Origin of the sequence: Pseudomonas sp. Q12-87 (assembly GCF_001269755.1) — a bacterium.
Lineage (GTDB): Bacteria > Pseudomonadota > Gammaproteobacteria > Pseudomonadales > Pseudomonadaceae > Aquipseudomonas > Aquipseudomonas fluorescens_S.
In genome coordinates, this window is record NZ_LHVI01000022.1 from 242,017 (window position 1) to 259,050 (window position 17,034).

The 17,034-nt window shown below is 61.9% G+C and carries 19 protein-coding genes; 11 read left to right on the forward strand and 8 right to left on the reverse strand.

The annotated features are described in order from the left end of the window. Positions 1-30 precede the first annotated feature (30 nt). The 3 genes from AD663_RS16475 (at position 31) to AD663_RS16485 (ending at position 2,148) form a co-directional block, all read left to right on the forward strand. Complete coding sequence (locus AD663_RS16475) at positions 31-741, forward strand: histidine phosphatase family protein (RefSeq protein ID WP_053214161.1); 711 nt, start codon at positions 31-33, stop codon at positions 739-741. 50 nt (positions 742-791) lie between these two features. Beyond that, positions 792-1,106 carry an SCP2 sterol-binding domain-containing protein gene (locus AD663_RS16480; RefSeq protein WP_003182883.1) on the forward strand — a complete coding sequence of 105 codons (315 nt, stop codon included), beginning with the start codon at positions 792-794 and terminating at the stop codon, positions 1,104-1,106. Positions 1,107-1,284: 178 nt separating this feature from the next. Next, the gene (locus AD663_RS16485; protein ID WP_053214179.1) at positions 1,285-2,148 is read left to right on the forward strand and encodes a LysR family transcriptional regulator; all 864 of its coding nucleotides are present in this window, start codon (positions 1,285-1,287) and stop codon (positions 2,146-2,148) included. A 57-nt stretch (positions 2,149-2,205) separates the two neighbouring features. Here AD663_RS16485 and AD663_RS16490 read toward each other — a convergent pair whose 3' ends face one another. Beyond that, positions 2,206-2,439, reverse strand: a complete 234-nt coding sequence (locus tag AD663_RS16490; RefSeq protein WP_003182886.1) for a YdcH family protein — start codon at positions 2,437-2,439, stop codon at positions 2,206-2,208. A gap of 216 nt (positions 2,440-2,655) precedes the next feature. Between AD663_RS16490 and AD663_RS16495 the strand changes: the two genes are divergently transcribed. Continuing rightward, positions 2,656-3,177 carry a DUF4142 domain-containing protein gene (locus tag AD663_RS16495; RefSeq protein ID WP_053214162.1) on the forward strand — a complete coding sequence of 174 codons (522 nt, stop codon included), beginning with the start codon at positions 2,656-2,658 and terminating at the stop codon, positions 3,175-3,177. A gap of 66 nt (positions 3,178-3,243) precedes the next feature. Here the strand turns inward: AD663_RS16495 and AD663_RS16500 are convergent, their stop codons facing one another. Further along, entirely contained in the window at positions 3,244-4,173 is a 930-nt protein-coding gene (locus AD663_RS16500; protein WP_003182889.1) for a DMT family transporter, read from the reverse strand. Between the two features lie 109 nt (positions 4,174-4,282). On the opposite strand from AD663_RS16500, the gene AD663_RS16505 reads away from it, so the two are divergent. After that, positions 4,283-5,080 carry a helix-turn-helix transcriptional regulator gene (locus AD663_RS16505; protein ID WP_053214163.1) on the forward strand — a complete coding sequence of 266 codons (798 nt, stop codon included), beginning with the start codon at positions 4,283-4,285 and terminating at the stop codon, positions 5,078-5,080. An 83-nt stretch (positions 5,081-5,163) separates the two neighbouring features. On the opposite strand, the gene AD663_RS16510 is transcribed toward AD663_RS16505, so the two are convergent. Next, positions 5,164-5,919, reverse strand: coding sequence for a helix-turn-helix transcriptional regulator (locus AD663_RS16510; RefSeq protein ID WP_003182893.1), 756 nt, complete (start codon positions 5,917-5,919; stop codon positions 5,164-5,166). 82 nt (positions 5,920-6,001) lie between these two features. Between AD663_RS16510 and AD663_RS16515 the strand changes: the two genes are divergently transcribed. Then, entirely contained in the window at positions 6,002-7,123 is a 1,122-nt protein-coding gene (locus AD663_RS16515; protein WP_053214164.1) for a cytochrome P450, read from the forward strand. Between the two features lie 12 nt (positions 7,124-7,135). Here AD663_RS16515 and AD663_RS16520 read toward each other — a convergent pair whose 3' ends face one another. Beyond that, positions 7,136-7,477 (reverse strand): FKBP-type peptidyl-prolyl cis-trans isomerase, encoded by a 342-nt coding sequence (locus AD663_RS16520; RefSeq protein WP_003182897.1) that lies wholly within the window; start codon positions 7,475-7,477, stop codon positions 7,136-7,138. Positions 7,478-7,626: 149 nt separating this feature from the next. Here AD663_RS16520 and AD663_RS16525 point away from each other — a divergent pair, with 149 nt between their 5' ends. Then, on the forward strand, positions 7,627-8,688 hold the full coding sequence (locus tag AD663_RS16525) for a M4 family metallopeptidase (protein ID WP_053214165.1): 1,062 nt from the start codon (positions 7,627-7,629) through the stop codon (positions 8,686-8,688). Further along, positions 8,688-9,011, forward strand: coding sequence for a protealysin inhibitor emfourin (locus tag AD663_RS16530; protein ID WP_003182900.1), 324 nt, complete (start codon positions 8,688-8,690; stop codon positions 9,009-9,011). Before AD663_RS16525 ends, AD663_RS16530 begins: the two co-directional genes overlap by 1 nt. A 1-nt stretch (position 9,012) precedes the next feature. Here the strand turns inward: AD663_RS16530 and AD663_RS16535 are convergent, their stop codons facing one another. Further along, positions 9,013-9,321 (reverse strand): RcnB family protein, encoded by a 309-nt coding sequence (locus AD663_RS16535; protein ID WP_003182902.1) that lies wholly within the window; start codon positions 9,319-9,321, stop codon positions 9,013-9,015. Between the two features lie 167 nt (positions 9,322-9,488). On the opposite strand from AD663_RS16535, the gene AD663_RS16540 reads away from it, so the two are divergent. Further along, entirely contained in the window at positions 9,489-10,586 is a 1,098-nt protein-coding gene (locus AD663_RS16540; RefSeq protein WP_053214166.1) for a DNA alkylation repair protein, read from the forward strand. Positions 10,587-10,592: 6 nt separating this feature from the next. Here the strand turns inward: AD663_RS16540 and AD663_RS16545 are convergent, their stop codons facing one another. Continuing rightward, complete coding sequence (locus AD663_RS16545) at positions 10,593-12,671, reverse strand: bifunctional diguanylate cyclase/phosphodiesterase (protein WP_053214167.1); 2,079 nt, start codon at positions 12,669-12,671, stop codon at positions 10,593-10,595. Between the two features lie 286 nt (positions 12,672-12,957). Here AD663_RS16545 and AD663_RS16550 point away from each other — a divergent pair, with 286 nt between their 5' ends. Then, positions 12,958-13,599 (forward strand): DUF1345 domain-containing protein, encoded by a 642-nt coding sequence (locus tag AD663_RS16550; RefSeq protein WP_003182908.1) that lies wholly within the window; start codon positions 12,958-12,960, stop codon positions 13,597-13,599. A gap of 4 nt (positions 13,600-13,603) precedes the next feature. Here the strand turns inward: AD663_RS16550 and AD663_RS16555 are convergent, their stop codons facing one another. Both AD663_RS16555 and AD663_RS16560 read right to left on the reverse strand, forming a co-directional pair. Next, complete coding sequence (locus tag AD663_RS16555) at positions 13,604-14,905, reverse strand: ATP-binding protein (RefSeq protein ID WP_053214168.1); 1,302 nt, start codon at positions 14,903-14,905, stop codon at positions 13,604-13,606. A gap of 4 nt (positions 14,906-14,909) precedes the next feature. Beyond that, a complete protein-coding gene (locus AD663_RS16560; protein WP_003182912.1) occupies positions 14,910-15,611 on the reverse strand; it encodes a response regulator transcription factor in 702 nt (233 codons plus the stop codon). A gap of 265 nt (positions 15,612-15,876) precedes the next feature. Between AD663_RS16560 and AD663_RS16565 the strand changes: the two genes are divergently transcribed. Further along, positions 15,877-17,034 carry an efflux RND transporter periplasmic adaptor subunit gene (locus tag AD663_RS16565; protein WP_053214169.1) on the forward strand — a complete coding sequence of 386 codons (1,158 nt, stop codon included), beginning with the start codon at positions 15,877-15,879 and terminating at the stop codon, positions 17,032-17,034.

Sequence of the window (17,034 nt, forward strand, 5' to 3'; positions counted from 1 at the left end):
AAACCTTCAACGTACCGGGATGACGCGGACGTGGGCAGCATCTATCTGATTCGACATGGCCAGGCCTCATTCGGTGCGGACGACTACGATGTCCTTTCGCCTAACGGTGTACGCCAGGCGCAAGTGCTCGGTAGCCACCTGGCAGAGCTGGGTGTCGTATTCGATCGTTGCCTCTCGGGCGACCTGCGTCGCCAGCAAGACACCGCCACGGGCGCGCTGGGCCAGATGTCCGCCGCCGGGTTGCCGGTTCCTGAGTTGGAAATCGATGCCGCGTTCAACGAGTTCGACGCCGACGCGGTGATTCGCGCCCTGTTGCCGGACATGCTCGCGCAGGAACCGGAGGCCTTGGATATCCTGCGCAATGCCGCGCAGAACCGCGCCGAATTCCAGCGCATCTTCGCGTTGATCGTCGAGCGCTGGCTCAGCGGCCGTTACGATCCGCCCGGGCTGGAAAGCTGGCTCGGATTCGTCGAGCGGGTCCAGGCCGGCCTGCTGCGCATCCTGGCGCAAGCCGACAACAGCCACAAGATCGCCGTGTTCACTTCCGGCGGCACCATTACCGCCCTGCTCCACCTGATCATCCAGATACCGGCCCGACAGGCCTTCGAATTGAATTGGCAAATCGTCAACACCTCGCTCAACCACCTGAAATTCAGGGGCAGCGAGGTGGCCCTGGCTTCCTTCAACAGCCATGCCCATCTGCAACTGTTGAAGACCCCGGACCTCATCACCTTTCGCTGAGTCCGGATTACTGTAGACCCTTGCTGTACCACCCAAATAAGGATTGAACCATGACCTCCGTAGCCGACGCCGTACAAGCCATGAAAGCCAAGTTCAACCCAGCCGCCGCTGCCGGCCTGGACCTGGTCTTCGGTTTCCGCATCGATGACACCAAGAATTTCTCGCTGATCGTCAAGGACAGCACCTGCGAACTGCAGGAAGGTGAAAACCCGGACGCCCAGGTGACCCTGGTGATGGACGGCGAAACCCTGGAAGGCATCGTCAGCGGCGAAACCGACGGCATGCAAGCCTTCATGGGCGGCAAACTGCGCGCCGAAGGCGACATGATGCTGGCGATGAAACTGTCCGAGCTGTTCCCAAGCTGAGACAGCGCCCGCGTGCATCGCGGGCCTTGCGTTGCAGCTGAATCCCGCCCCGTGGCGGGATTTGTGTTTCTAGCGCTCCCCGATTCACATCCCATCCACAACCTTGACCCTGTGATTCCAGGTATCGGTGCGGGGTGGCAGCTCTTACAATGCCGGCTTCCCTTGCATCGGCCTGAACATGGACATCGACCTCGCCCGCACCTTCCTGGAAATCGTTCGCCATGGCAGCCTCGCCGCAGCGGCGCAAAAGCTGCACGTCACCCAGACGGCCATTACCGCCCGGGTACAGAAGCTCGAAAGCCAGCTCGGCTGCGCGCTGTTCGTACGCAACCGTGCCGGTGCTCGCCTGACCGCTGACGGCGAAGCCTTCGTAATCTACGCCAACCAACTGGTGCAAACCTGGGAAGCGGCCCGTCGTGACCTGCCGTTGCCTGAGGGCTATCGCAACGTCTTGCACCTGGGCGGCGAGGTCAGCCTGTGCAATCCGTTGATGCTCGCCTGGGCCGGTGAGCTGCGCCGGCAGATCCCAGGCCATGCCCTGCGCATGGACATCCGCGACGGTGAAAAACTGCTGCAACAGCTGGAGCTGGGCCTGTTGGATGCGGCGGTGGTGTATCAGCCCGAATACTGGCCACGCCTGCAAGTGGAACAACTGCTGGAAGAAAAACTCATCCTGGTGCGCCTGGCCGCCCGCCCCGAACCCTACGTGTACATCGACTGGAGCGCGGACTTCCGGCGCCAGCACGACACCGCGCTACCGGACAAGGCCAAGGCCGCCGTGACCTTCAACCTCGGCCCCCTGGCCTTGCAGTACATTCTGGAAAATGGCGGCAGCGGCTACTTCCGTACCCGCGTTTTGCAAAGTTACCTGGACAGCGGCATCCTGGAACGGGTGCCCAAGGCGCCGGAATTCAATTACCCCACCTACCTGGTGTACTCCCGGGACCGGGATTCGGCGGCATTGCAACAAGCGTTCGAGGTGTTGCGAGAGATCGTCAAGACCGGCAGTGACTGGTCGCAACGCTGGGATCCGCTGACGTGAAGGCCAGCGGTGCCAGGCTTGCCGGGATCAGCAAGCCTGGCGACAGTCAGAACGGCCTCAGGAGGGTCGTTGCAACTTTTCCAGAATCTGGTCTTTGATCGACAGGCGCCTTTCCTTGAGCTTCTTGAGTTCGTCGTCCAGGCTGGCCCCGGCCTCGGCTTCAAGCACTGCCTTGTCGATGTCGGCATATTTATCGAAGAGCGTATTGAGCCTGGGGTCCTTGGCCCGCCGCAGCTGAATGTCTTCTTTGCTCCAGTGCAGGTCCTGGGTCAAGTCATGAGTCACAGGCATGGGATACCTCCATCGATAGGTCAGTGGCAGACGTCTTTACGACGCTCGTCGATTATCAGAATGGCCTCGTCGACCGGGTTCTGTCGACCGCTAATCCGACCAGTGGTGACCGTTCGTCGTACTGGAACGCGTTGCGATCAAACCTTTGCGCACGCAGGTGCCTCCATTGAACAGAGGCGGCAACGACCGCTTTTACAACCTGTGTGGAGACTAACTATGGACGGATTTACCCTGCGTCAACTCGGCCTGGCAGTTGCCTTGAGTACCAGCATGGGCATGGCCTGGGCCGCGACTTCCAATGATTTCGTCGACAACGCGGCGGCCGGTGGCATTGCGGAAATCGAAACCAGCAAACTGGCGTTGCAAAAAAGCGCCTCGGCGGACGTCAAGGCATTCGCCAATACGATGATCACCGACCATACCAAAGCCAACGAAGAGTTACTTTCCCTGGCGAAAAAACACGACATCGAAGTACCAGATGAAACCACTCTGGTGAAGAAGGCCAAGGCCAAGATCCTCGATATGCGTGACGAGTCTTTTGACGCGGCCTACGCCAACAACCAGGTCATGGCCCACGAAGAAACCATCGCCCTGTTCAAGAAGGAAGCCGAGACCGTCACCGACGACAAGAAGCCCGGCAACACCGAACTCAAGGCATTTGCCCAGAAACTGTTGCCCGCTCTGCAACATCACTTGGAAGAAGCCAAGAAGCTTCAAGCCGCTCATCCAAGCAAGTAACGCACAGCCGACAAAAAAGCCCACCCGCACTTCAACTACGGGTGGGCTTTCTTATGGATGCTTCGGTTAATTTCGACGCAATACCAGCCATTGTCCCCAGCGTTGGCGAAACCAGCCGTAGCCACTGACCAGCAAAATCCCGCCCAGAACCAACGCCGCCCCGACGATGAAGTTAGGTTCCAGTGGCTCATCCAATAGCCAGACACCGAAGCCGATGCCATACAGCGGCGTCATGAACGACAGTACGCCCAGTTGCGAAGCAAGATAGCGCCGCAGCAACGAGAACCAGATCAGGAAACTGGCGAACGACACCAGCAGCACCTGGAACGCCAGGCTCGCCAGTAATTGCGGCGTGGGATTGATCGTCGTTTGGCCCACCGCCATCGACATCCCGATCAACAGCACCCCGGCGCCCACCAATTGATACAACAGCGTCTGGCTGGCTGGCAGGTCGGTCAACCGCGAGCAACGGACCGTCACCGTGGTAGCGCCCCACAGCGCACCGGCCAGCAAGCCCATGCCGTCGCCGAGCAGTGAACTGCCGCTGCCCGCGCCCGAGGCGCCACTGAAGGCCACCACGATTCCACTGAATGCCACCGCGATGCCCAGCCATTGCGCCGGCTTGAGGCGTTCGCTGGGCAGTCTCCAGTGCAAGCCAAGGGCGGCGAACATCGGCGCGGTGTACAGGAAGATCACCATGTGCGAAGCCGTCGTATGCCGCAGGCCTTCGCCCACCAGCACGAACTCCAGGGCAAACAGCAAGCCCACCAGCATGCCCGGACGCCAACTGCCATCGGCCATGGACAGGCGCTCACCGCGCACCAACACCAGCAACCAGACCAGCAGCGCAGCGATGGCGGAGCGCACACCCAGCTGAAGCATCGGCGCCATGTCGGCGGCGCTGGCCTTGATGGCGACTTGCTGGAAGCCCCAAATGGCGCAAAGGCCGGTCATCAAGGCGCAGACCTGGCCATCCAGGGCGCGGCGGGTGGTCATGGGAATAATCCTTTGTCTGGAATCGATGAAAGGATTGTCTGCCTGGCATCTTTGCTGGATATAGTGTTTATCCGACAAACCATCCCGGTATTCCGTCAGAGCCACCGCCATGCACATTCCCGCGCAACATTTGCGGATCCCGCCGTTCGAAACGGCGCTGCCCGCACCGATCTATTTTCGCAGCGCCTGCATGCCGGCCCATGCCACTTATCCACGGCACCGGCATGCCTGGGGCGAGTTCGTCTATTCGTACAGTGGGGTGATGGAGATCGAGACCGCGCACCACCATTATCTGGCGCCACCGCAATACGGTATCTGGCTGCCGCCGGATCTGGAGCATGTCGGATTCAATCGGCACGAGGCCTGCCATTGTTCGTTGTACCTGGCGGCTGAACTGTGCGACGCGTTGCCCGCTGCGCCTTGCGCGTTGACCCTAAGCCCGTTGATCCGCGCCCTTCTCGAAGAACTGCGCAGCGACCCGCCGAGCCAGCCGCAGACCGTTCAGCAGCAACGCCTGTTGCAGGTGCTGGTGGACAAGCTGGGCCAGGCGCCGCATGTCGGCAGCTACCTGCCCTCTTCCGATGACCCGCTTCTTGGCCCGGTGCTACGGGCATTGGAGGCCAACCCCGGCGATCTACGTTCGCTGCCGGAACTGGCCCGCGCCGCCAACACCACCGAACGCACCCTGATGCGCAGGGCCCAACGGGACCTGGGCATGTCCTTGGTGGAATGGCGCCAGCGCCTGAAGGTCATCGAAGCCCTCGCCCTGCTTGAACGAGGCCAGACCGTGAAAACCATCGGCCTGGACCTGGGCTATAGCAGCGCCTCGGCGTTTATCAGCATGTTTCGCAAGATGATGGGGACCACGCCGGATGAGTATCGACGCAGGCATTTGACCCAGGCATGACTGGCTGGCGATGGCGCTGCTGAAACCGCCTTCGCGAGCAAGCCCGCTCCCACAGGGCTCCCAGGTGTCGACAAAATCCATGGTTAACGCAATTCCACTGTGGGAGCGGGCTTGCTCGCGAAAGCGTCAGTGGGTTCGACATCCATTTGCGCACTCACCCCAAACCGCCCCGCCATCTCCCGACGGCCACTGGCCGTCAGCCCCAACGCCCGGCTATCCAGATCCTGGATCAACCACTTGCGCTTGATCGCCAGCTGCAACAACGCCGCCCCCAGCGCCCCGCCCAAGTGCGGGCGGCGCATGCTCCAATCCAGGCACGGGCAGGCGAACCGGCGCCGCTGAATGGCCAGGGCTTGCACATCGATGCCCAACCCCGCGAACAGCCCTTCGCCGGCTTCGCTCAGGCGATAGTCGGGGCCTTCCCCTTCCACCAGCCAGCCGGCCTCGATCATGTGATCATGCAACCGCACCGCCAGCGTGCCGGCCATGTGGTCGTAACAGGTGCGGGCAAATTGCAGGCGATCCGGCGTGCGTGGCGTGAAGGTCGGCGCGGCGTTCTGGCCGATCACCATCAGCGCTTCGAGGGCCTGGGCGACGCGCGGGTCCGCCAGGCTGTAATAGCGATGCCGGCCCTGGATATGCAGGCGCACCAAGGCCAAGTCCTTGAGCTTGGCCAGGTGAGCGCTGGCGGTGGAAGCACTGACCTCGGCAATGCTCGCCAATTCGGTGCTGGTGCGGGCGTGGCCGTCCATCAATGCACAGAGCATTCGGGTGCGGGCCGGTTCAGCAATGGCGGCGGCTACCTGGGACACGCCCACATCATGATGTTCTGCGTTCATATTTCGCTCCACGACGAATCAAGCCATGCATCGACTGGAGATAGTAGCAACACTTTCTCCCTGACGAACAAGGCAGCGCTTCATGGACCCGATCATCGCCGCAACCCACCCCGATCCCTACCCTTACTACGCAAGCCTGCGGGCCAAGGGCGGGCTGACCTTCGACCGGCCATCGAACCTGTGGATCGCCAGCAGCGCCGAGGCGTTATGCGCGGTGCTGCGTCACCCCCATTGCCAGGTGCGCCCCGCCGATGAGCCGGTGCCAAAGGCGATTGCCGAGGGGCCTGCCGGCCGGGTGTTCGGGCAGTTGATGCGGATGAACGAAGGAGAACGGCATCGCTGCCCACGCGCGGCGATTGCGCCGGGGTTGCAGGACGTTGATCCACAGCGCATTGAGGATCTGGTCAGGGCACGTTTCCTCAGGGAAGGCGCCGAAGGCCTGCGCCAGGCCCAATTCATCGGGCCGGTCAGCGTGGTAGCGGCGTTGCTGGGTTTCAATCCGGCGGACAGTCGGCTGGTCAGCGAACTGACGGCCGATTTCGTCGCCTGCCTGTCGCCCCTGAGCGATGCAACGCAACTGGCGGCCGCCCACCGGGCCAGCGAGCAACTGGCAAGGTTGTTTAACGAACGGACCGAGGAGCGAGATAACCCATTGTTGATGGGCATTGGCCAGGGCTTCGAGGGCGCCGATCCGGATAATCGGGTCGCCAACCTGATCGGCCTGCTCTCGCAAACCTTTGACGCCACGGCAGGCCTGATCGGCAATGCGCTGCTGGCGCTGATACGCAATCCGGAGTTGCATCAAACACTCAAGGACGATGCCACACAGATCAGCCCGTTGCTGGCCGAAATCCAGCGCTTCGACCCGCCCGTGCAAAACACCCGCCGCTTCGTCGCCGCACCTTGCCAGATTCTCGGCACCGCGCTGGAACCCGCCGCGACGATCCTGGTGCTGCTGGCCTCGGCCAACCGCGATCCCCAGCTCAATCCGCAGCCGGATGCCCTGCTGCTGGAGCGCGCGAACCGCCGCAGTTTCAGCTTCGGTACCGGCCGCCACGAATGCCCGGGGCAAACTCTGGCGCTGGAGATCGCCCGCGCCACGCTGGGTACGATACTTGCGCGAGAACTGTCGCTGGACCGATTGGCCTGGCGCTACCGCCCCTCTCTCAACGGACGCATCCCGCAGTTCAGCGACCGGCCCTGAGCGAAGCGCCCATCAATCGTCTCGGGTCAGTACTTCCAACAGCTCTATTTCGAAGATGAGGTTGGCGTTGGGCTTGATGTGCGCGCCCATGGACCGCTCACCGTAGGCAAGATGGGCCGGCACCAGCAGCTTGCGCTTGCCGCCGACTTTCATGCCCATGAGGCCAAGGTCCCAACCCTTGATAACGCGTCCGGTACCGATGACGCACTGGAAGGGTTTGCCGCGACTGTAGGACGAATCGAATTCGGTGCCGTCCTCCAGCGTGCCGCGATATTGAGTGGTAATCAGCGCACCTTTGACTACGCTTTTACCGTCGCCCTGTTCCAGGTCGATGATTTGCAGTTCTTCGTTCATGGGGCGTTCCCGAGTGATCCAAGGCGCGGGTTTTCGCAGAATTGCGGGCATCTGGCAATCTTTTGTGGCAAGGGAGCTCCTGAGGGAACCGCAGCGGCCACTTCGGTTCACATGGGTATCGTCCCTGCATTTCAGATAAGGATTTTCTGATGATCGACTCTCGCCCCCTCCACAGCTTCATTCCTCCCTACATCCTCAACCGCATCATCGCCCACGGCTCCGAACAGCAACGTTCCAGTGCCCTCGGCACGCTGACCCACGTGCGCAGCCTGCGGCACAATCCCGGCCCACCCGGCAATCTTCCCGCCGCCGCGAAACTGCCCAAGCGCGACAAGGCCGGTCATCCGCAGCGCGCCGTGCATGACGCCCAAAACACCATGGAACTGCCCGGCCAACCGATACGCCTGGAAGGCCAGGCAGCCAGCGGCGACCCGGCCGTGGACGAGGCCTATGATGCCCTCGGAGCCACTTACGACTTTTTCTGGAAAGTGCTGGGCCGCGACTCCATCGACAACAAAGGCTTTGCCCTGGTGGGCAGCGTGCATTACGGCCAGGGCTACGAAAACGCCTTCTGGAATGGCGCGCAGATGGTGTTCGGCGATGGCGACGGTGAAATTTTCCAGCGCTTCACCCGATCCCTGGACGTCGTGGCCCATGAGCTGGCCCATGGGGTCACTGAAAGCGAAGCCGGGTTGATCTACGCCAATCAGTCCGGTGCGTTGAACGAGTCCATCTCCGATGTGTTCGGCTCGCTGGTCAAGCAGTTCGTGCTCGAACAGACCGCCGACCAGGCGGACTGGTTGATCGGCGCCGACCTGCTCACCGACAAGATCAACGGCGATGGCCTGCGCAGCATGTCCAACCCCGGCACCGCCTATGACGACCCGCTGCTGGGCAAAGACCCACAACCGGCGCACATGCGCGAGTTCGTCATCACCCGTGAGGACAACGGCGGCGTGCACATCAATTCGGGGATTCCCAACCGCGCCTTTTATCTGACGGCGACCACGCTGGGCGGATTCGCCTGGGAAAAGGCCGGGCGGATCTGGTATGAAACCTTGTGCGACAGAAGACTGGCCAACGACGCGTCCTTCAGCGCCTTCGCCCGCCTGACCATCGAGCACGCCCGCCAGCGATTCGGTACGCGGGAAGTGCAAGCGGTGCAGAACGGCTGGCTGCAGGTCGGCGTCGACCTGACACAGGAGAGCTGATGAAAAACCTTCCAGACCTCGACGACAACGCTGTGGTACGGCTGTCACGCCAAGGTGGCGTGGCGGCCATCCATGCACTGACCCGCCCACGGGAAATCGAATTCGCCCAATGCGACCTCGACCAGCGCACCCGCATCTGTTCGGTGCTGGAAGGTTGTCTGCCGTTGACCTCGTCCACACCCGGGCGAGGCGACCAGCGCTTCTTCCAGATCGAAGTGCGTTACCGCGCCAACGACCAGGATGACGAAATGGTGATGCAGGTGCCTGAGGACCAGGCACCCGGCGAACTGGTGCACTTGTGGGACAAGGGCGAAGTGCTCTGAGCTAGCGCGTGGCCGGCACGATCTTGACGATTGCGCCGGACACGGTTTCGATCAGCAGATACTTATCATCGATATGCACCCATTGCTGCTCTTCTGTCGGCTGCTCGAGCTTTTTCTGTTTCCAGTCTTTCATGGCTTTGTCCGCACGCTGGTAGTCGGCCGGTACCCGGTCGTTCTCTACCAGCCGGCGGCCATTGCTCGGCGAATGCTCAAGAGCGTCTCCTGTCTTCTCGACCGCTTGCGCAACAGGCCCAAGGGCTCCGAGGCCGGCAATCAGGACCAGGCTGGCGATCAGGGTTGGTTTGCGCATAGAAAAAAACTCCAGTTATACGAAGGACTGAATCTGGGACTTCGCGGGTGGCGAATCATTCCTTTTAATGTAGCGCCTTGAAGCTGGGAGAAGCGCCACCACGGGTTATGCCTGGCATGGCATAGTGGCGAGCCTTTGGACTACAACCTGCGCCGGACGGACCCATCATGAGCACCACCGCATCACCAGCCCTCAAGGAAATCTTCAACAGCGCCCGCCTGGAACACATCGCCAGCGAAATGCGCGCGGTGTATCCGGACTTCGATGCCAAGGGGTTCTTGCACATGGCCAATGACGGACTGGCCGAATTGTCGGTGATGCAGCGCATGGCCCGGGTCAGCGAATGCTTGCATGCGGTGTTGCCTCTCAGCTTTGAGGCATCGCTGGACGTGCTGCGCGGGGTCGCACCGCGCCTGAACAGCGCTTTTGTCAGCATGTTTTTACCCCACTATGTGGCGTCTTACGGTCGGCACGCCTTCGACCCGTCCCTGGACGCGCTCAAGTACTTCACCCGGTTCGGCTCCTCGGAGTTTGCGGTGCGGCATTTCTTGCGCGACGACCTGGAGCGCACCCTCAAAGTCATGCATGAATGGGCCCTGGATGCCAACGAGCACGTGCGCCGACTGGCCAGCGAAGGCAGCCGGCCACGCTTGCCATGGTCGTTTCACCTTGAGCCGATCCAGGCCAACCCCGGACTTGCCGCCGGGATCCTCGACGCACTCAAGGCCGACAGCAGCCTTTACGTGCGCAAGTCAGTGGCCAACCACCTCAATGACGTGACCAAGGCACATCCGGATTGGGTGTTGGACCGGATCGAGGGCTGGCCGCTCGACAATAGCCACACCCGATGGATTGCCCGACACGCGCTGCGCAGCCTGATCAAACAAGGGAATGCCAGGGCGCTGGCTGTCATCGGAGTGGGCGGCAAGGCACACGTCCATATCCTGGATTTGCAAGTGAGCCCTGCAGTGATTCGCCTGGGAGACCAGATCACCCTGTCGTTCAAGGTGCAATCAACCCTCGGACAGGAGCAGCGCTTGGTGATCGATTACGCCATCGACTACGTGAAGGCTTCCGGCGGCACCTCAGCCAAAGTCTTCAAGCTCAAGACCTTCGACCTGCCCGCCCAGGGCTGCATCAGCCTCAGCCGCTCCCAATCCATCCGCGAGTTGACCACCCGCCGGCACTACGCCGGCCGGCACGCGGTGCACCTGCTGGTCAACGGCGAGCGATTGGGCAGCACGGCATTCGACATTCTTTCCTGAGGCGTATCAGGCCATCGCCACGTGTTGCGCCTGGCGTATGTCGTGGATGAAACGTTCGGCAGGCTGCGGATGGCCAAGCAGGTAGCCCTGCAGCGAATCGCAGCCCAACTTCGTCAGGAAGCTCTGCTGCACGTCGGTTTCCACCCCTTCGGCGACGATCCGCAGGCCCAAGGCCTGGCCGAGGGCAACGATGGCCGAAACGATGGCCGCGTCATCGCTGTCGTGTTCCAGGTCACGGACAAAGCCCCGGTCGATTTTCAGCTCGTTGGCCGGCAGGCGCTTGAGGTACATCAGGCTCGAATAGCCAGTGCCGAAGTCGTCGATGGACAGGTCCACGCCCATGTCCGAAAGCTGTTGCAGCACCGTCATGCTGGCGTCCGCATCGCTCATGGCGGTGGTCTCGGTGATTTCCAGGGTCAGGCTGTTGGCTGGCAGATGATGAGTCTGCAGCGCCTTGGCCACGCTCTGCACCAACCCGGTGTGGCAGAACTGCAAGGCCGAGAGGTTCACCGCGATACGCCAATCGGTATAACCGAGCACGTACCATTCGCGCATCTGGCGACAAGCCTCGTTCAGCACCCATTCGCCGATGGGAATGATCAATCCGGTCTTTTCCGCCAAGTCGATAAAGGTGTCGGGCATCAACTGCCCCTGGGTCGGATGGGCCCAGCGCAACAACGCCTCGGCTCCGACCGGGCGGCCATTGGCGGCGTCGAACTTGGGCTGGTAATGCAGGCTGAACTGCCGCTGCTCCACGGCGATGCGCAAGTCCTGCAGCAACTGCAACTGCTTGCGGGCGTTGCTGTTCATTGAGGCGTCGAAAAAACTGTAGCCATTCTTGCCGGCGCCCTTGGCGTGGTACATCGCCGCGTCCGCATTCATCAGCAATTCATCGGCGCTCTGGCCGTTGCCGGGGAAAAGTGCGATGCCGACACTCGCAGAAATCTGCAAGTCATGTTCAGCCACCCGGAACGTGCGGGCGATCAAGCCGACCTGACGCGCCGCCAGTCGCAAGGCGTCGTCGGGCTCGGCCAGTTGCACCAGTAACACGAACTCATCGCCGCCGATCCGCGCCAGCGTGTCCTGGCTGCGCAAGTCTTCTCGCAGGCGCAGGGCCACGTCCCGCAGCAGCAGATCACCCATGTGGTGACCGAAGGCGTCGTTGACCGGCTTGAAGCCATCGAGGTCGATGAACATCAAGGCAAAGCAGCCGCCCTGCTCCTGGACTCGATGCATCGCCTGGCTGATACGATCGGCCAGGAGCACGCGGTTGGGCAATCCGGTCAGCGGGTCGTGCAGGGCCAGTTGGGTCAGTTCTCGATTGGCCTGGGTCAGGGATTGGGCCAGCTCGGCAGTCCGGGCTTCCATGCGCGCGTCAAGAATAGAGGTCAGCAAGGCGATGGCCAGTACCGCCAGCGTGGTGATCAGCACCACATTGTCCAGGCCCTTGCCACTCAAGCCGTCCAGGGAACCGCAAAAGCTGCCATCGCGAAACTGCGCCCCGGCCATGCCGGTGTAGTGCATGCCGACAATGGCGATGCCCATGACCACCGCCGCGCCCGCGCGAGCCAGGCGCACATGGGGCGTGTTGCGGCGCAAGCGAAAGGCAATCCACAGCGCGGCCGCCGAGGCGCCGACGGCAATCATCAGCGAAGCCCCGAACAACGTCGGGTCATAATCGATACCTGGCTGCATCCGCAGCGCGGCCATGCCGGTGTAATGCATGGCGCTGATGCCGGCACCCATGATCAGCGCGCCGAAGGCCAACTGCCATGCTGGCAAACGCGGCTGGCTGACCAGCCACAAGGCAAATCCACAGGAAAGGATGGCGATCAACAGCGACAGCGCGGTGATCGACAGGTCATAGCCAAGCTCCACCGGGAGCGTGAACGCCAGCATGCCGATGAAATGCATGGACCACACGCCCACCCCCATCGCCAACGCGCCACCTACCATCCACGCATGCGCCGCGCGCCCCTGGGTGGTGGCGATACGCCCGGCCAGATCCAGTGCGGTGTAGGAAGCCAGTACGGCAACAAACAGGGAGATTGAAACAAGGGCGGGGGAATAACTGCCGATCAGCATGGTTTTTCTCGTGACTGCAAAGCCGAACTGCTTCCATGCCCGGTTGAAAGGTGGCAATTGTACGCAATCGTATCGCCGACGCACTGTTCAAATGTCAAAAAGCCATCAACGCTCGAATATTTTCGACGAAAGACATTTCGCCTGCCCATTTCGGACGCCTTGGATCCATAATCCCGCCTCAATCCCCTTCCACAGGGTTTGGAGTTGATTCAATCGATGGCAATAACAGGCCCGCCGCGCGCGTGATGGCTCATACTCGGCGCACCTTTCTCGAACAGTGATTGCCATGCCTTTCCTCGCCCGCACTCACCCGCGTCTTTCCAGTGCCACGGTCCTTGGCCTGGCTGTCGGCATCCTGGCGCCTGTGGACGCTATCCTCAGCAAGGTCCTGATCGGCTGGAACGCCGGGGTCTGGACTTACCTGATCCTGATGTTCTGGCTCACCGTCCGGGCCAAGGCGCCCGACGTCAAGCGCATCGCCGAAATCGAAGATGAAAATGCCGGTCTGGTCCTGCTGATGGTCTGCATCGCCGCATTGGCCAGCCTGGCGACCATCACCTTCGAACTGACCGGCAGCCGCGACCTGCAAACCGCCGGCAAACTCCTGCATTACGGTTTTACAGCAATGACGGTGATCGGTTCGTGGCTGCTGATCGGGGTGATCTTCAGCGTTCACTACGCGCGGTTGTATTACACCTGGGAAGGCAAGGAGCCGGCCCTGCGCTTTGCCGAAGGGCTGACCACGCCCAACTATTGGGATTTCCTGTACTTCTCTTTCACCATTGGAGTGGCGGTACAAACATCGGACGTGGGGGTGGCCACGCGGCAGTTGCGCAAGATCGTACTGGCGCAGTCGTTGATCGGCTTTTTGTTCAATACGGCGATTCTTGGATTTTCGGTCAATATTGCGGCGGGGTTGTTTAACTAAAGAGTCAGGACGGCGTTGGCAGCCGCAGCCTGAAACGCGCTCCGCCCAGCGGCGAGGCTTCGGCCGTCAGCGTTCCTCCTTGGGCTTCCAGGGCGCGACGGCTGATGGCCAGGCCGAGGCCGAAGCCGCCCGTGGCGCGGTCACGGCTGCGGTCCAGGCGATAGAACGGCTCGAACACGCGCTCGCGTTCGCTGTCGGGAATTCCGATGCCATCGTCGTCGATCCAGATCTCGCAACCCCGGTCGCTGACCCGCACACCCACCTGGATCCGCTTCTCGCAATAACGCATGGCATTGCGCAGCAGGTTCTGCAAGGCTCGGGCGGTCAGGCGCGGATCCAGCACGAAGCGCTCCAGCGTCCCGTGCAACAGCACATCGATCACCACATCCGGCGCCGCCAGATCCTCGTCGACACTGCCCAGAATGCTGTCGATGAACTCATCCAACGGTACTTCGACCCGTTCGGGCAAACGCGCGGGATTCTGCAAACGGCTGTAGGACAGCAATTCCAACACCAGCTCATCCAACTCACGGATGTGCGCCACCAGCCCTTGCAGACGCTCACGACTGGCCAGTGGCAGGTCATCGGAAAGCGCCAGGGCCAGGCCGAAATCGAGCCGGGTCAAGGGCGTGCGCAGTTCGTGGGACACCGCGTTGAGCAGGTCCCGTTGCTGGTTGAGCAGGTTCTCGATATCGCCGGCCATGGTGTCGAACACATGGGCGAGGCTGCCAATGTTCGACCGAGAGGCGATATGCGTACGCTCGCTGAGGTGACCTTTACCGAAGCGCTCGGCGGTGCGCTTGAGGCGTTCCAGATCACGCCAGTGAGGCCGCAGCCAGAGCAGCAGGCAGGCGAGCATCGTCGCGCCGATCAACACATTGATGCTCCAATACAACCAACTTACGTCCGCCGGATCCGGCGGCACGATCATCTTGACCGCCGTGTGCTCATCCAACGGCGAGACCGCCAGGGTTCGCCACGCCCAGTCGCCCAGGCGTACAACGTGCTCGCCATGCTTGAGGCGCGCCTGCTCCACGGGGCTGAAACCGCCGTCGTCAATGGCGACCAGCTCAATGCGCAGCGGGTCGAACTCCTGATCCATCTGCGCCGCCAGCGCCGGCCATTGCTCGCTGGGTACGGCACGGAACTGCTTGACCAGCAAGGTTTGCAGGCCCCGGGAATAATCGAGGTTGTAAGTCAGGAAGCGCTCATGGAACAGGCGGATCACCAGCTCCGGCATCAGATAGATCGCCGCGCTGTAGGAGACGATGGTGACCAGGTAAAGACGGATCAGCAGTTTCCACATCGGCTCAGCATTCCCACTCGGAACGACTGAACAAATAACCCTTGCCCCACACGGTCTTGATCTTGCGCGCTTCACCGGCGTTATCGTCGAACTTGCGCCGCAGCTTGGAAATCGCCACATCGACCGAACGGTCGGTGCCATTGAATTCGATACCCCGCAGCCGTTGCAGGATCTGATCGCGGCTCAGCACTTCTCCGGAATGACGGGCCAGCACCACCAACAGGTTGTATTCACCACTGGACAGCTCCACCGCCTGCCCACGCCAGGTCACGGTGCGCTCGGACAAATCGATGCAAAGATTGCCCATGAGAATGCGATCGTTGGCCGTCTGCGGTTCGCTGAAGCTGCTGCGACGCAGCAAGGTGCGCACCCTCGCCAGCAACACCCGGGGCTCACACGGTTTGGTGACGTAGTCGTCGGCGCCCATTTCCAGACCCAGTACCTGATCATGGCTATCGTCCCGGGCGGTGAGCATCAGGATCGGCAAGGTTGCCGAATCGGCTCGCAATAAGCGGCAGACCTGCAACCCATCCAATCCCGGCAGCATCAGGTCGAGGATTACCAGATCCGGCGGATCGACCCGCGCCCGCTCGCGGACATGGTCGCCACGGCTGAGCACACTGACCTGATAGCCGTTGCGCTCCAGATAACTGGCGATCAGCTCGGAGAGTGCGGTGTCGTCTTCGACCAGGAGGATGTTGGGCATCGTGTTTCCAGAAAGTGCTTTAGCGCCTGATAGGCCGCCTTCGCGAGCAAGCCCGCTCCCACAATAATCACGCGAACTCCTGTGGGAGCGGGCTTGCTCGCGAAGGCGGCACTGCAGTCACCCGAGAATCAAGCAGCCAAGGATATACGCCCTCGCCCATTCCCGAGCAAACCCCTTACACAATTTCACATACCCCCTACAAAGCTTTACCGCTGCTCGCGATCGTCCCTCGTAGCATGGCAGCGTTCATTATTGGGGAAGCACCATGTCAACGAACACCTTCGCCATCCTGGGCCTGTTGCTCGGGGCGCTGCTGTTGAGCGCCTGCGACAGCGCCTCGCCCCCTGCCGACGAAGCGCCGCTGGCCACCGTAACCATCGAAACCATCCAGGCCCGGCCACTGTCCATCAGCAGCGAACTGAGCGGGCGCATTGCCGCGCCGCGAACCGCCGAGGTACGCGCGCGAGTGCCAGGGGTGGTGTTGCAACGGGTCTATCGCGAAGGCAGCGATGTAAAGAAAGGCGAGGTGTTGTTCCGCATCGATCCAGCCCCGTTCAAGGCCGACCTCGACAGCACCGAGGCCGCGTTGCGCAAAGCCGAGGCCAACGCGTTCCAGGCCCGCCTGCAAGAACAGCGTTACTCGCAGTTGATCACCGACAACGCCATCAGCGGCCAGGACTACGATAATGCCCGCGCCGCCGTTCGCCAGACCGCCGCCGACGTTGCTGCCAACAAAGCTGCCGTGGAGCGGGCCAGGCTGAACCTGGGGTATGCCACGGTCACGGCGCCGATTGCCGGGCGCATCGGCCGGGCACTGGTCACCGAAGGCGCACTGGTGGGCCAGAACGAAACCACGCCCCTGGCGCTCATCCAGCAGTTGAATCCGATCCACGCAGATCTCACGCAATCGACCCGCGAACTCAACGAGCTGCGCCGGGCCTTGCGTTCCGGACAGTTGCAGCAGGTCGGCCAGGACCAGGCCAAGGCCACGTTGATCCAGGACGACGGCAGCCTCTACTCGTTGCCGGGCAAGCTGCTGTTCACCGACATCAGCGTCGACCCGGGCACCGGCCAGATCACCCTGCGCAGCGAGTTTCCCAATCCCGACCTTGACCTGTTGCCGGGCAGCTTTGTGCGCGTACGCCTGGAACAAGCCTTCGACCGCCAGGGTATCAGCGTGCCGCAACGGGCCATCCAGCGCGACAGCGCCGGCATCGCCCACGTGTTGCTGCTCGACGCGCAGCAACAGGTCAGCCTGCAACCGGTGGAATTGGGCACCGTGAAAGACGATCGCTGGATCGTCACCCACGGCCTCAAGCCTGGCGACCGCATCGTGGTGCAAGGGCTGCAACATGCTCGCCCCGGTGAAAAGGTCCGGATCGACGACTCCCCTCTTCCCCTTGTCCAGGTGCCTGGTCAATAA

Coding starts and splice junctions, on each gene's coding strand:
- AD663_RS16560 (WP_003182912.1), bottom strand. CDS start 15,611: ATGCCCAACATCCTCCTGGTCGAAGACGACACCGCACTCTCCGAGCTG.
- AD663_RS16555 (WP_053214168.1), bottom strand. CDS start 14,905: ATGTGGAAACTGCTGATCCGTCTTTACCTGGTCACCATCGTCTCCTAC.
- AD663_RS16540 (WP_053214166.1), top strand. CDS start 9,489: ATGAGCACCACCGCATCACCAGCCCTCAAGGAAATCTTCAACAGCGCC.
- AD663_RS16545 (WP_053214167.1), bottom strand. CDS start 12,671: ATGCTGATCGGCAGTTATTCCCCCGCCCTTGTTTCAATCTCCCTGTTT.
- AD663_RS16550 (WP_003182908.1), top strand. CDS start 12,958: ATGCCTTTCCTCGCCCGCACTCACCCGCGTCTTTCCAGTGCCACGGTC.
- AD663_RS16535 (WP_003182902.1), bottom strand. CDS start 9,321: ATGCGCAAACCAACCCTGATCGCCAGCCTGGTCCTGATTGCCGGCCTC.
- AD663_RS16480 (WP_003182883.1), top strand. CDS start 792: ATGACCTCCGTAGCCGACGCCGTACAAGCCATGAAAGCCAAGTTCAAC.
- AD663_RS16495 (WP_053214162.1), top strand. CDS start 2,656: ATGGACGGATTTACCCTGCGTCAACTCGGCCTGGCAGTTGCCTTGAGT.
- AD663_RS16515 (WP_053214164.1), top strand. CDS start 6,002: ATGGACCCGATCATCGCCGCAACCCACCCCGATCCCTACCCTTACTAC.
- AD663_RS16500 (WP_003182889.1), bottom strand. CDS start 4,173: ATGACCACCCGCCGCGCCCTGGATGGCCAGGTCTGCGCCTTGATGACC.
- AD663_RS16485 (WP_053214179.1), top strand. CDS start 1,285: ATGGACATCGACCTCGCCCGCACCTTCCTGGAAATCGTTCGCCATGGC.
- AD663_RS16520 (WP_003182897.1), bottom strand. CDS start 7,477: ATGAACGAAGAACTGCAAATCATCGACCTGGAACAGGGCGACGGTAAA.
- AD663_RS16490 (WP_003182886.1), bottom strand. CDS start 2,439: ATGCCTGTGACTCATGACTTGACCCAGGACCTGCACTGGAGCAAAGAA.
- AD663_RS16505 (WP_053214163.1), top strand. CDS start 4,283: ATGCACATTCCCGCGCAACATTTGCGGATCCCGCCGTTCGAAACGGCG.
- AD663_RS16510 (WP_003182893.1), bottom strand. CDS start 5,919: ATGAACGCAGAACATCATGATGTGGGCGTGTCCCAGGTAGCCGCCGCC.
- AD663_RS16525 (WP_053214165.1), top strand. CDS start 7,627: ATGATCGACTCTCGCCCCCTCCACAGCTTCATTCCTCCCTACATCCTC.
- AD663_RS16530 (WP_003182900.1), top strand. CDS start 8,688: ATGAAAAACCTTCCAGACCTCGACGACAACGCTGTGGTACGGCTGTCA.
- AD663_RS16565 (WP_053214169.1), top strand. CDS start 15,877: ATGTCAACGAACACCTTCGCCATCCTGGGCCTGTTGCTCGGGGCGCTG.